This is a genomic window from Phyllobacterium sp. 21LDTY02-6, from assembly GCF_023554255.2.
Lineage (GTDB): Bacteria > Pseudomonadota > Alphaproteobacteria > Rhizobiales > Rhizobiaceae > Phyllobacterium.
Map to the genome: position 1 here is coordinate 1 of NZ_JAMJWD020000002.1, position 12,505 is coordinate 12,505.

Genomic DNA, 12,505 nt, shown 5'->3' on the forward strand with positions numbered 1-12,505 from the left:
GTAAAATCGCAGGGCACAAAGGCAAAACCCTCCGGATCGACGGACTCGAACACCTCCTTGGTACGCTGGGAGATAAACCAGTAGAACCCATTGGCCTCGAGATCACGAGTGGGCCGATACCCTTTTTCTTCGATAAAGTGCGGTGTTTCAGCCAGGGGCAAGGCAAAACCACGGCGGCCGCGTGGGGGGCAGAACATGGTCATGCCAGTGGTGATCAGCGCTTTTCCGTTTATCAGTTTTATCCCGGGTCCCTTCCCTCCACCTCGATAATCATGACCTATCGTGAAGAATTTTCGCGCCTTCAGTCGTTCCTGTTTTGCGGATGACAACGATGTTGGTCTGGCCGTACGGGACGGTGGGGGCATTTCAGTCTCCGGGCTGTTACGAAGAACACGAATGTTCTGTTCGGTTATAGATCGGCGGCATCGCGGAACAGGATGCCAGTCAGCTTGGCTGACTTGCAGGCATCGCGAAGGACATCGTCGCAGATGAGACCGCCAAGATGTATCTGCTTGAATACATGTGCATCGCCCGTTCGCTCTTCGTCAAAAACGATCGATGCGCCACCCATTGGATTATAAGCTTTCCATTCACCTTCGTACTCGACTTTAACCTTCGATTTTTCCTCATCGATGGCGTCCAGCTCGCGAATGACATCACAGAGATAGCGCTGATCGCCTTTGCTGCCATCTGGCAGCGTAAAATCGCAGGGCACAAAGGCAAAACCCTCCGGATCGACGGACTCGAACACCTCCTTGGTACGCTGGGAGATAAACCAGTAGAACCCATTGGCCTCGAGATCACGAGTGGGCCGATACCCTTTTTCTTCGATAAAGTGCGGTGTTTCAGCCAGGGGCAAGGCGAAACCACGGCGGCCGCGTGGGGGGCAGAACATGGTCATTCCAGTGGTGATCAGCGCTTTTCCGTTTATCAGTTTTATCCCGGGCCCCTTCCCTCCACCTCGATAATCATGACCTATCGTGAAGAATTTTCGCGCCTTCAGTCGTTCCTGTCTTGCGCATGACAACGATGTTGGTCTGGCCGTACGGGACGGTGGGGGCATTTCAGTCTCCGGGTTGTTACGAAGAACACGAATGTTCCGTTCGGTTAAAGATCGGCGGCATCGCGGAACAGGATGCCAGTCAGCTTGGCTGACTTGCAGGCATCGCGAAGGACGTCGTCGCAGATAAAACTGGTCCCCAGCTGCGGCTGTTCAAATATACGTGCGCTGCCAATTTTAGCTTCATCGAATGCTAAACTGGCACCGCCAGCCACGCTGTATATCTTTGCCCCCTGATCGTATTTTATCCGGACTTGGGACTTTTCCTCATCGATGGCGTCCAGTTCGCGAATGACATCACAGAGATAGCGCGGGTCGCCTTTGCTGCCATCTGGCAGCGTAAAATCGCAGGGCACGAAGGCAAAACCCTCCGGATCGACGGACTCGAATACCTCCTTGGTGCGCTGGGAGATAAACCAGTAGAACCCATTGGCTTCGAGATCACGAGTGGGCCGATACCCTTTTTCTTCGATAAAGTGCGGTGTTTCAGCCAGGGGCAAGGCGAAACCACGGCGGCCGCGTGGGGGGCAGAACATGGTCATGCCAGTGGTGATCAGCGCTTTTCCGTTTATCAGTTTTATCCCGGGCCCCTTCCCTCCACCTCGATAATCATGACCTATCGTGAAGAATTTTCGCGCCTTCAGTCGTTCCTGTTTTGCGGATGACAACGATGTTGGTCTGGCCGCACGGGATGTTGAGGGCATTTCAGCCTCCGCGACAACAATCGCCGAATTGCTGCGATCGGATGGTCGGCGTTTCATTTGGTGTTGCAGCGGCTTGCGCCCAGGCCGCGGTTCGGATCAGGCCGGCAAAAAACAGCGCCAGCATCAGACCCAAAGGCAAATGCCTTCCAGTCGAAATCATCTCGATAAAATCCCATAAAATATAAACAATAAAAACGCCGCCACTATTGACCAGGCCGGGCCAACCTACAAGCCCCAATCGCAAGTCAACAAAATCAAACCCGCGGTCTGTTTTTGTCATGAAGATTTTCCGGGCCGTGAACGGGGCACAACAGGCCCGCGCGGTGGGATAGATTTTCGGCCTCAAAGAATATTTTGCCCTGCAAGCCAATGATTTCGCTCATTCTTCCTTCCGGCACACAAAGAAACTTATCCCCCCTGTTTGAAGCCGGGTTATTCTGTGCAGGTCCTTTCCAGTGGGGGAGCAGCTTCCGGTGCTGTTTCGACAAGCTGGGGAAGGGTGGCGTTGCCGGACGGTCGGAAGTGACAACCCCGATTGGCCAGCAAACTGCAGAAGGAAACGGAGGTGGCGCTCATGTTTCCGGGTTGTTGCGTCTGACAAACGCAATGATGGCAGGCAAAGACGTCGCGGGCGGTCTTCGGACCTCGACCCTGATACCTACTGACGCGCTGAAGACCGCCCGTCTCCCCCCATTTCAATGACCAGACGCGATTTTCGCGGGCGTGGTGCGGATTTTGCTTATCCAGCATCTGGAAAAGGGATTGCAGCCAACCTCCCTCATGCTGAGCCTGTCGAAGCACGCACTATGCTGATGCAACACAAAGGGATTGCACAAACGTTGTTGCGCCCTTCGACAAGCTCAGGATGAGGGAGAGTAGAGTTTTGCAGGGTTCTAGTTCTGCAAGGTTTCAAACCCAAGCTCCCAACCTCACCGCCATCAAATCAATCCCCCTCATGCTGAGCCAACCTCCCTCATGCTGAGCTTGTCGAAGCACGCTCTATTTTGATGCAAGCAAAGAGAGGCACTGCACGAACATTGCCGCGCCCTTCGTGGCGTCGCGGATCACCATGCAGCGCCGAATGTGGTAAAGCTGGGGTGCAGGCATCCGGGATGGCACCTCGCCCGGAGCAGGCGGCAGGCAGGAAAGGAACAGGAATGGAAATCACCAGAATTGGCTCGCAGGCGTCGAGCAAGGGTCCGGCGGAATGGTTCACCGGCACGGTGCGGATCGACCCGCTGTTCACGCCCAACGCGGCGCGGCGCGCCGCCGCGAGCAGTGTCACCTTCGAGCCCGGCGCCCGCACCGCATGGCACACGCATCCGCTCGGCCAGACGTTGCTCGTCATCTCCGGGCTCGGCCTCGTGCAGCGCGAAGGCGGGCCGATCGAAGAAATCCGCCCCGGCGATGTCGTCTGGTTCGAGCCCGGCGAAAAGCACTGGCACGGCGCTTCGCCGCAGACCGCGATGACCCATATCGCCATACAGGAAAATCTCGACGGCAAGGTCGTGGACTGGATGGAGCACGTGACCGACCAGCAATATCAGCGCTGAACACTGCCCTCATGCCGAGCCCGCCAAAGGGCGCATGCTGCCTTGCCGACCGCCGGAACGCGATCGTTCACAACAAGGCCGCCAACATGCCTCAGCGCGGCGGAGCCCGCTTTTGGCGCACCTCTGCCTTGTCCAGCCGCTCGAGCATATCGTCAAAGCGGGCATTGCCTTCCGTGGGGGATACCAGCGTGCGAAGGGCCTTGCCCAGATAGCCCCTGTTACGGCTATTCTTGAGGGTCCTCGCCACCTTCCTGCGCTCGTCATCAGTCATGGATCACCGGTTTCAGCTATCTCAACCGGCGAAACCCGCTTCGGTTCCACTGCTGATCATGCCCTGCCGGGATTTGCAGAATTGTCGGACTATTGGCATCGCTGGAAGTTCGGCAGCGCAAGGCGTATCGCAGGCTGCTCGCATGGATGCCGAAGATGCAAAGGATGCGGCGCCCTATCGGGGCGCCGGGCGGATCTCGAACTCGACTTCAACCAGCGAAGCGGGCAGGACTGCGCTTTCGAAGCGCGGAACAGCCAGATGCTGCGGAAAGCCTAGTCGCGCCTCAGCTGCTTCGTCGACTTTGGCGCCCGCTCCATGCGGCGGTCTTCCTGTTCGAACTTTTCCGTCAGCCAGAGCAGAAGCCCCATCAGGAAAGCCGAGCCAAGCAGAACGAGTAATATCCAACTTTGCTGTACCATGTCGCTCAGGATAGACCGATCGACACGTGTTGATCAATGGCAAAAGCCAGCCTAGGCTGCGACAGCGCCCCCGGAGGAGACCCTGACCATGAGATCGACAGCCGCTATCGCCCTGATTTTCCTGGCCTCTTCGGCCCCTGTCCTGGCCCGGGAAAATTGCGGAGATTTGACCAACCAGACCGACATGAACATCTGTGCCGGCAAGGCCTACCAGACGTCGGATGCCGAATTGAACCGGCTCTACAAACGAATCGAACAGCGACTCAAGGGCGATGCCGATACGACCAGGCTCCTGGTTTCGGCGCAGAAGGCCTGGATCGCATTTCGCGACGCTGAGTGCGAATTTTCGAGCTCTGCGGTTGCCGGCGGCAGCGCCCAGCCATTCATAAGAAGCTCGTGCCTCGACGGGATGACGCAGACGCGCATCGACAATCTGAAGACCTACCTGAACTGCCAGGGAGGCGACATGTCATGCCCGGTGCCGGCCGGCAATTGATGGCCGCGGCCTCGCCGTGGTGAGCGGGCATCACCCCGTCTTGTCGAGCGCCCGCAGGACCAGGGCGGCACGGGTTCCGATCATCTTCCGGACAGTCTTGAGAACGGGGGGCAACGGCCTCCCCTCGCCGAGCTCGTTCAGGAGCGCGTCCGCCTCTGCCTCTATGGTGTTGGCCATCTTCGCGAGATCGGTGGCAAGCAATCGCCGCGCCGCCTGAGTCGATGCAACGAGTGAGTGCCATTGCTCCAGGTGGATCGTATCGGGGAGCGATCGTCCGCCGATCTTCATCGCCATATTTTTCGAAAGCCGTGGATATGCGGCCGTGCAGAGGACGTCGTAGATGGGAGCGAGCTCAGGTGCGTCCCGACGATAGAGCAGTGCATAGTTCTTCGCATGAGCATCCGCATTGCCGACCAGATAGTGGAAAATCAACCGCCGCTGGAATTCCAGCCGATCCGCCGCGGGTCGCTCCGTGACGCGCTGGATCAACTGCTGCGATCGAACGACCCCGGGACCTCCCTCCTCCTCATATTTGAGCTCCGGCGGCACGCCGAGCGCCTGGCAGAAATCCTCCTGGTGCAGCTTGCGGATTGTGCCGTCTGGTTCTTGAATGCGATCGTAGCGTTCGACCAGTATGAAATCGGTCTTGCCGGCCGAAGCCCTGGACACGGCCGGCGCATCCAGCCCAAGCCTGGCCGCAAGCAGCATGCAGAAGACTTCGTTGTCGACGGTTCCATCAAGGCCCTCGACGAAGGGTTTCAGGATGTGCGTCGTAGGGCGACCATCCTCCGGCAAGGCGATCTCGCCATCAATCAGGCAAACGGCCAGCTTGTCCTGTGCTCCGGCAAGAGAGAGGCGCACGCCCTGTTCGCCGCCAAGCAGGGGGCGTTCGCGAAGCAGGGCGAGAATTTCGATGAGACGCTTCTCACCGAGCGGCTGGATGTTTCTGGCCGAGAAATCGGGCAATGGCTTGCCACGCGGCAGAAGTGACAATGCGCCCGCGCACTCGCCGCCGATTATTTCCAGGAGGCCGAACGCATTCTCGTGAGATACGCCCAAGGCGGATGCCAATCGCCGACGTGCTCTTTCGTCCGGTAGCAGGCCGGAAAAGTAGGGACGGGTTATGGCGTCGGCATAGGTCTCTTCGCGCGGCGGCATGGAAATCGAAATCGGCGCGGCCTTCGTGTCGAGATAGTCGCGGTCGTAGGTGAAACCGAGTTGGGCATCATCGGCCTGTTCAAGCACACCCGCCTTTGTGTCGGAGAGATAGACATCGAGCGTGCGGGGCATCAGCTGATGCCTCGCCCGGTCACCGACACCGACAGACCCAGCGTCTGCAACACCATGAAGGCCAGGCCGATACGGCAACTGTCTTTGCCGCTCTCGAGTTCACGCACGAACCGCACACCGACACCTGCCAGCGCCGCAAGCTGCTCCTGGGTCAGCTTCTGACGTTTGCGTTCTGCCCGGATCAATTGCCCCAAGACGACACTGCTATCTACATCGTCCATTTTCGTCCCTTTCGGGATGATTTAAGCATATTTCAGTTGCAATTGCATCAAAAAGAACTGATCGGGACGATTTTCCGTAGAGATGAACTGATTGTGGCATTATCAACCCGATCGGGATTGTTCGGAACGATGCCAGGCCGGTATCGGCAGCGGAAGATTTCCAATACCCGCCCCGTTCCAGCAGAATAATGTCCGTGACAAGCAGGGAATCATTCCGGCTCGCCGCTTGCCAACAGGCTGACTATCTAAATCTTACGAGAAAACCGACTGGCTGGGGAACCTGGATTCGAACCAGGACTAACGGAGTCAGAGTCCGTGGGTCTACCGTTAACCTATTCCCCAACAGTCCATGGCGGTGTGTCCACCGCGTCGGTGCGGTCGTCATATAGTGGAATTCTGCGGATATGCAAACCCTTTCATTGCAACTTTTGCTATTTGTTTTTCTTCGACCGATAATATGATATCCGAGACTATCAGTTCTTCGCGCTTCCGCCGGCCGGCGTCGGTGCGGCCCAATCGGATCATGGAATGACAAGCTTGAAATTTGGCACCAGCGGGCTTCGCGGATTGGTCACCGAACTGCCCGACAGCGTCTGTGCGGCCTATACCCGCGCCTTCCTCACGCATCTGATCGGCGCGCATGGCGTCAAGGCCGGCGCGCGGCTGCTGATCGGCTACGATCTACGCGACAGCAGCCCGCGCATGGCCGCCGCCTGCATGTCGGCGGCGGCAGCCCTCGGCATGGACATCGAGAATTGCGGCCCCCTGCCCACGCCGGCACTTGCCGCCCGCGCCCTCGGCCTCCGCGCGCCGGCGATCATGGTGACCGGCAGCCATATCCCGGCCGACCGCAACGGCCTCAAATTCTATCGCCCGGACGGCGAAATCGACAAGGCCGACGAGGCCGGGATCATCGCTGCGCTGCCGCAGGACGGCGCCGCCGACGAGCCTCCCGTGGCAGCATCGGCGGATTGGCCGGTCGATCCCTCGGCGCTCGATGCCTACCGCGCCCGCTGCGCATCCATTCTCGCCGCCGGCAGCCTCGATGGCAGGCGCATCGGCATCTACCAGCACAGCGCCGTCGGGCGCGATCTCCTTGCCGATGTGCTCGGCGCGCTCGGCGCGGATGTGGTGACGCTCGGGCGGTCCGACAGCTTCATACCCATCGATACCGAGGCGCTGCGCGCCGAGGACATCGAATTCGCCTTGCGCGCCTGCCGCGAGGAAAAACTCGATGCGCTGGTTTCGACCGATGGCGATGCCGACCGTCCGCTCGTCGCCGACGAGACGGGTACCTTCCTGCGCGGCGATACGCTCGGCCTGTTGACGGCGCACCATGTCGGCGCCGACGCCGTGGTCACCCCGGTGACTTCCAATACCGCCATCGAGCAGAGCCATCTGTTCCAGAAGGTCTACCGGACCAAGGTCGGTTCGCCCTTCGTCATCGAAGGCATGCAGCTTGCGGCGGCCAATGGCTGCAAGCGGATCGTCGGCTTCGAGGCGAATGGCGGCGTGCTGCTCGGCTCGGCCATCGCCTCGGATACCGGGACGATCGCTGCCCTGCCGACGCGCGATGCCATGCTGCCGATCCTGGCGGTGCTCGGCATGGCGGCAGGGCAAGGCCAGCCGGTATCGGCGCTTGCCGCTTCGCTGCCGGCGCGTTTCACCCGCAGCGGCCGGATCGAGCATGTCGATGCCGCGCGCAGCACGCCCTTCCTCGACAGCCTGACCGGGGAGGCCGTGCGGAATGCCTTCTTTGCCGATCTCGGGCCGGTGGAGGATCATGACTGCATCGATGGCGTGCGCGTGGTGCTGGAGAGCGGCGAAGTCGTGCATTACCGCGCATCGGGCAATGCCCCCGAACTGCGCTGCTACGCCGAGGCGGCAAGCGGGGCGCGCGCCGACGAATTGTTGAACTGGGGCCTCGCCCGGGCCGCCAGCGCCATCGCCTGACCCTACCTTCACCCCCGACCCTGGCCTACCTTCACCTGACCCTGACCCTGACCCTGGCCCTACCTTCACCCTGATCGGCGACGAACTCTCGGCTCGGCCGCCGATTTCCAGCTTGCATCATCGTTCACGCTGCCGTGACGCAGCCTGCCGTTCCATGCGCTTGCAAGCCTATGGATAAGTGCTATATGTATGGCTGTCATAAGCATACTTACGAGTTTTCTCACCCTTCATCATGGATAACGCCCCTACCCTTGGCTTCCTGCTTCACGAGGTGGCGCGTCTGCTGCGAAAGCGATTCGAGCAGCGGGCGAAGCATCTCGGCCTGACGCGTTCGCAATGGCAGACGCTGGCCTATCTCGCCAAGAATGAGGGCATCCACCAGGCCGGCCTGGCGGAGATACTGGAGATCGAGCCGATCACCCTCGTGCGCATCCTGGACAAGCTCGAACAGCGCGGCTTCATCGAAAGACGCAAGCACCCGACGGATCGGCGGCTCTGGCTGCTCTACCTGAAGGACGAGACGCGGCCGCTTCTCGCTTCGATCCGCGCCATCGGCGATACGACGCGCGCCGAGGCGCTGGCCGATATTTCCGCCGAAGATCGCGAACATCTCATTCGCACCCTGACACAAATGAAAAGCAACCTGATCGACGCCTGCCAGACGCCGGTCGAGGACAGAGAGACAGATCATGGCTGATGGTTCGAACCCCCTTCGTGCTGCCGAAAACGACAGGTCCGTCGTCCTGGAAAAACAGGACCCCAATCCCGAAGCTGCGGCGCCGCAGATGGAACGCGGTTCCACTGCCGGCGTGGCGCCGGACATTCCCGCGCCCAGGCGCCAGAAGACCAGCCGGACGCGGCAATTGCTGTTCGCGCTGCTGCCGGTCGCGGTGCTGGCGGGAGGCTATTTCTATGTGACCGGCGGCCAGGTCATGACCACCGACAATGCCTATGTGCAGGCGGACATGGTCGGCATCTCCACCGATGTCTCCGGCATCGTGCAGTCGGTCGAGGTGCGGGACAACCAGCAGGTTCGCCGCGGCGACGTGCTTTTCCGCCTCGATGCCGCGCCCTTTGCCATCGCGCTCGAAGGCGCGGAAGCGCAATTGGGCGTGGTGCGAAACCAGATCCTCAACCTCGAAGCGAGCTACCGGCAGGCGCAGGCCGAAATCACCCAGGCGCAGGCGGATATTCCCTTCTTCGAGAAGACGCTGCAACGCCAGCACGATCTCACCGCCAGCGCCGCTGCGTCGAAGGCGGTCTACGACCAGGCCAAGCATGATCTCGACGCCGCGCAGCAGAAGGTGGATGTGGCGATGGCCGAGGCCGCGGCCATTCTCGCGCAGCTCGGCAACCAGGCCGATGGCCCGGTCGAGCAGAACCCGTCCTTTCTCGCGGCCAAGGCCGCAGTCGACAATGCCAGGCGGAATCTCGACCATACGGTCGTCCGCGCGCCGTTCGACGGTATCGTGACCAATGTGAGCGCGCTGCAGGTCGGGTCCTATCTGCAGGCTGCTCAGTCCGGCTTCAGCCTCGTTTCGACCACCCATATGTGGATCGCCGCCAGCCCGAAAGAGACCGAGCTGACCCATGTGCGCGAAGGGCAGAAGGTCACCATCACGGTCGATACCTATCCCGGCGAAAGCTGGAGCGGCACGGTGGCCAGCATCAGCCCGGCCTCGGGCTCGAGCTTTTCGCTGCTGCCGGCGCAGAACACCACCGGCAACTGGGTGAAGGTCGTCCAGCGCATCCCCATGCTCGTCAGCATCGAGAACATGGAAGGCAAGCCGCCGCTGCGCATGGGCATGAGCGTCGAGATCGGCGTCGACACAGCCCATGCCCGCGGCCTGCCGAGCTTCCTGCAGGACCTTTTCGGCTCGCGTCACGGCTAGGCCATGTCCGAGCAAGCAGCCAGCACCCCGGTCGCCAATCGCGGCATGATCACCGCCTGCGTCATCCTGGCGGTGATCATGCAGGCGCTAGACACCACGATCGCCAATGTGGCGCTGCCCTATATCCAGGGCAGCGTTTCCGCCAGCGCGGACCAGATCAACTGGGTGCTGACCTCCTATATCGTTGCGGCGGCGATCATGACGCCGCCTTCCGGCTTCCTCGCCGCACGTTTCGGCCGCAAGAACGTGCTGCTGACCGCCATCGTCGGCTTCGTCGTCGCCTCGGTGCTGTGCGGCCTGGCGCAATCGCTGCCGCAGATCGTCATCTTCCGCCTGCTGCAGGGCCTGTTCGGCGCCGCGCTGGTGCCTCTGTCCCAGGGCATATTGCTGGACATCTATTCGGTCGAGGAGCGCGGCAAGGCGATGGCGCTTTTCGGCGTCTCGGTCATGGTCGGACCGGTGCTCGGCCCGGTCATCGGCGGCTGGCTCACCGACAATATCAGCTGGCGCTGGGTCTTCTACATCAATGTCCCGATCGGCATGCTGGCATTCTTCGGCATCGTCGCCTTCGTTTCGGAAACGGCGCGGGAATGGAGCGCCAAGCTCGACTGGTTCGGCTTCGGCATGCTCAGCGTCGCCATAGGCGCATTGCAGCTGTTCCTCGACCGGGGCGAGCAGCTGGACTGGTTCTCATCGGGCGAGATCCAGCTCGAAGCGCTGGTCTGCGCCGGCGCGTTCTATCTCTTCCTCGTGCATACGTTCACGGCGCAAAATTCCTTCGTCAATCCGCGCCTGTTCCTCGACCGCAATTTCTCGGTCAGCATGTTCTTCATCTTCGTCATCGGCGTCACCTATCTCGCCTCGCTGGCATTGATGACCCCCTATCTGCAGACGCTGATGGGCTATCCGGTCATCACGGCCGGCATCGTCATGGGGCCGCGCGGCATCGGCACGATGGTCTGCATGTTCATCGTCGGACGACTGATCGGCAAGGTCGATACGCGCATCCTGCTCGTGCTCGGCTTCAGCCTCACCGCCTGGGCCATGTACGACATGACGGGCTGGACGCCGGACGTTTCGCAATGGACCATCGTCTATGTGGGCTTCGTCCAGGGCGCCGGGCTCGGCTTCCTGTTCGTGCCGCTGACGACGATCGCCTTCGCCACCCTGCCCGCTCCGCTGCGCGGCCAGGGCACGGGCCTCTACAATCTCTCGCGCAATATCGGCTCGAGCGTCGGCATCGCCGTCGTCACCGCCCTGATCACCGAAAACGTGCAGACCAACCACGAGTCGATCGCCTCCTATGTGACGCCGTTCAACCATGGCTTCAACGCGCCGGCGATCCTGCAGCATCTCAACCCGCTGACGGCTGGCGGACGGGCCGCGCTCGACAACATCATCACCAGCCAGGCGACGATCATCGCCTATATGGACGATTTCAAGCTGCTGATGTTCATGTCCATCGTGTCGATACCGCTGGTCCTGCTGCTGCGCACGCCGCGCACGGCGCCTGTTGCTTCCGACCATGCGGCCGTGATGGAATAAATCCTGTTTCTTTCTTTCCTCATGCGGTTGGAGTAACGTCGCAACTCCGGTAAAAACGCCAGATATTCAGTGCGTTACACGAGAAGCAGGCAGGCATAGGGCATGGTCAATATCAAGGACGTCGCGGCACGGGCCAATGTATCGGTCGGCACCGTCTCGCGCGTGCTTGCCAAGAACAAGACCGTCGGAAAGGAACTGCGCGAGACCGTCGAGGCGACGATCCGCGAATTGAACTTCCAGCCGAGTGGCGTCGCCAGGGGATTGCGCCGCAGCCGGACCGACATGATCGGCCTCGTCATACCCGACATCACCAATCCGTTCTTCGCCGAACTCGCCAAGCATGTGGAAGCCTCCGCATCAGGCGCCGGCTATTCGGTGCTGCTGTGCATCACCAATGACGACCCGGCCATCGAGGCGGCGCAGATCACCAGCCTGCTCAAGAGCTATCCCACCGGCATGATCGTCGTCCCCACCCAGTCCGGCGGGCCGACGGGCTGGGGGGAGCGCGAATTGCCGGCCATCGCCGTCGACAGGCCGTTCGGCGGCCATCCGCTGATCTCCGTCGATCATCGCGCGGGGGCGGGATTGGCGGCGCGCCATCTCATCGACCTCGGCCACAGGCGCATCGCCTATATTGCCGGTCCGGACGATGCGCCGGTGTCGCGCCAACGCCGGGAAGGCTTCGTGCAGGCGCTGGCGGAAGCAGATATCGAGGCCGTATGCGTCAGCGGGCAGTTCGACTACCAGTCCGGCGAGGCTCTCGGCCGGTTCCTGCTGCAACGGGCGCCCGGCGTGCGGCCGACCGCCGTGGCCACCGCCAGCGACCAGCAGGCGATCGGCCTCATTCGTGCCGCGACGGACCTCGGACTAAGCGTGCCGGGCGATGTTTCGATCATCGGTTTCGACGATATTCCGCTTGCAAACCTGGTCACCCCGCGGCTGACGACCATCCGCCAGCCCGTCGCCAGCATCGCGGCAAGCGCCGTCGCCATCATGGTCGGCGATACGCCGATGCCGGAAGGCGATGCCCTGATGGAAGCGACGCTGGTGGTGCGCAGCTCGACGGCGGCACCGGGGCCGGAACAGAGTTCCGAATAGTGG

At 61.2% G+C, this 12,505-nt stretch carries 15 protein-coding genes and 1 tRNA gene; 7 read left to right on the top strand and 9 right to left on the bottom strand.

The window, feature by feature from the left end; all coding sequences use genetic code 11:
- The 4 genes from M8997_RS06465 to M8997_RS06480 all read right to left on the bottom strand — a co-directional run.
- Positions 1-365 (bottom strand): imm11 family protein (locus tag M8997_RS06465; protein WP_252597189.1); only part of this gene is annotated, 365 nt, incomplete at its 3' end.
- A 44-nt stretch (positions 366-409) separates the two neighbouring features.
- Positions 410-1,063, bottom strand: a complete 654-nt coding sequence (locus M8997_RS06470) for an imm11 family protein (protein ID WP_252597190.1) — start codon at positions 1,061-1,063, stop codon at positions 410-412.
- Positions 1,064-1,107: 44 nt separating this feature from the next.
- Positions 1,108-1,821 carry an imm11 family protein gene (locus tag M8997_RS06475; RefSeq protein WP_252597191.1) on the bottom strand — a complete coding sequence of 238 codons (714 nt, stop codon included), beginning with the start codon at positions 1,819-1,821 and terminating at the stop codon, positions 1,108-1,110.
- The gene (locus M8997_RS06480; protein WP_250019123.1) at positions 1,766-2,044 is read right to left on the bottom strand and encodes a hypothetical protein; all 279 of its coding nucleotides are present in this window, start codon (positions 2,042-2,044) and stop codon (positions 1,766-1,768) included. The genes M8997_RS06475 and M8997_RS06480 overlap by 56 nt, the downstream gene beginning before the upstream one ends.
- Before the next feature lie 877 nt (positions 2,045-2,921).
- Between M8997_RS06480 and M8997_RS06485 the strand changes: the two genes are divergently transcribed.
- Entirely contained in the window at positions 2,922-3,317 is a 396-nt protein-coding gene (locus M8997_RS06485) for a cupin domain-containing protein (RefSeq protein ID WP_250019124.1), read from the top strand.
- A gap of 91 nt (positions 3,318-3,408) precedes the next feature.
- Here the strand turns inward: M8997_RS06485 and M8997_RS06490 are convergent, their stop codons facing one another.
- Both M8997_RS06490 and M8997_RS06495 read right to left on the bottom strand, forming a co-directional pair.
- Entirely contained in the window at positions 3,409-3,588 is a 180-nt protein-coding gene (locus M8997_RS06490; RefSeq protein ID WP_250019125.1) for a hypothetical protein, read from the bottom strand.
- Positions 3,589-3,860: 272 nt separating this feature from the next.
- A complete protein-coding gene (locus tag M8997_RS06495) occupies positions 3,861-4,007 on the bottom strand; it encodes a hypothetical protein (protein ID WP_250019126.1) in 147 nt (48 codons plus the stop codon).
- An 88-nt stretch (positions 4,008-4,095) separates the two neighbouring features.
- On the opposite strand from M8997_RS06495, the gene M8997_RS06500 reads away from it, so the two are divergent.
- The gene (locus M8997_RS06500; RefSeq protein ID WP_250019127.1) at positions 4,096-4,503 is read left to right on the top strand and encodes a lysozyme inhibitor LprI family protein; all 408 of its coding nucleotides are present in this window, start codon (positions 4,096-4,098) and stop codon (positions 4,501-4,503) included.
- A 30-nt stretch (positions 4,504-4,533) separates the two neighbouring features.
- Here M8997_RS06500 and M8997_RS06505 read toward each other — a convergent pair whose 3' ends face one another.
- The 3 genes from M8997_RS06505 to M8997_RS06515 form a co-directional block, all read right to left on the bottom strand.
- On the bottom strand, positions 4,534-5,793 hold the full coding sequence (locus M8997_RS06505; protein WP_250019128.1) for a type II toxin-antitoxin system HipA family toxin: 1,260 nt from the start codon (positions 5,791-5,793) through the stop codon (positions 4,534-4,536).
- Positions 5,793-6,014: a helix-turn-helix domain-containing protein gene (locus M8997_RS06510; RefSeq protein ID WP_250019129.1), complete on the bottom strand. Its 222-nt coding sequence runs from the start codon at positions 6,012-6,014 to the stop codon at positions 5,793-5,795. Before M8997_RS06510 ends, M8997_RS06505 begins: the two co-directional genes overlap by 1 nt.
- A gap of 268 nt (positions 6,015-6,282) precedes the next feature.
- Positions 6,283-6,356, bottom strand: a tRNA-Gln gene (locus M8997_RS06515).
- A 186-nt stretch (positions 6,357-6,542) separates the two neighbouring features.
- Between M8997_RS06515 and M8997_RS06520 the strand changes: the two genes are divergently transcribed.
- The 5 genes from M8997_RS06520 (at position 6,543) to M8997_RS06540 (ending at position 12,502) form a co-directional block, all read left to right on the top strand.
- Complete coding sequence (locus tag M8997_RS06520; protein WP_250019130.1) at positions 6,543-7,967, top strand: phosphomannomutase; 1,425 nt, start codon at positions 6,543-6,545, stop codon at positions 7,965-7,967.
- A gap of 232 nt (positions 7,968-8,199) precedes the next feature.
- On the top strand, positions 8,200-8,664 hold the full coding sequence (locus M8997_RS06525) for a MarR family winged helix-turn-helix transcriptional regulator (protein ID WP_250019131.1): 465 nt from the start codon (positions 8,200-8,202) through the stop codon (positions 8,662-8,664).
- Positions 8,657-9,859, top strand: coding sequence for an HlyD family secretion protein (locus M8997_RS06530; RefSeq protein WP_371929512.1), 1,203 nt, complete (start codon positions 8,657-8,659; stop codon positions 9,857-9,859). Before M8997_RS06525 ends, M8997_RS06530 begins: the two co-directional genes overlap by 8 nt.
- A 3-nt stretch (positions 9,860-9,862) precedes the next feature.
- Positions 9,863-11,404, top strand: coding sequence for an MDR family MFS transporter (locus M8997_RS06535; RefSeq protein WP_250019132.1), 1,542 nt, complete (start codon positions 9,863-9,865; stop codon positions 11,402-11,404).
- Between the two features lie 102 nt (positions 11,405-11,506).
- Positions 11,507-12,502, top strand: a complete 996-nt coding sequence (locus M8997_RS06540) for a LacI family DNA-binding transcriptional regulator (protein ID WP_250019133.1) — start codon at positions 11,507-11,509, stop codon at positions 12,500-12,502.
- The last annotated feature ends 3 nt before the right edge of the window (positions 12,503-12,505 follow it).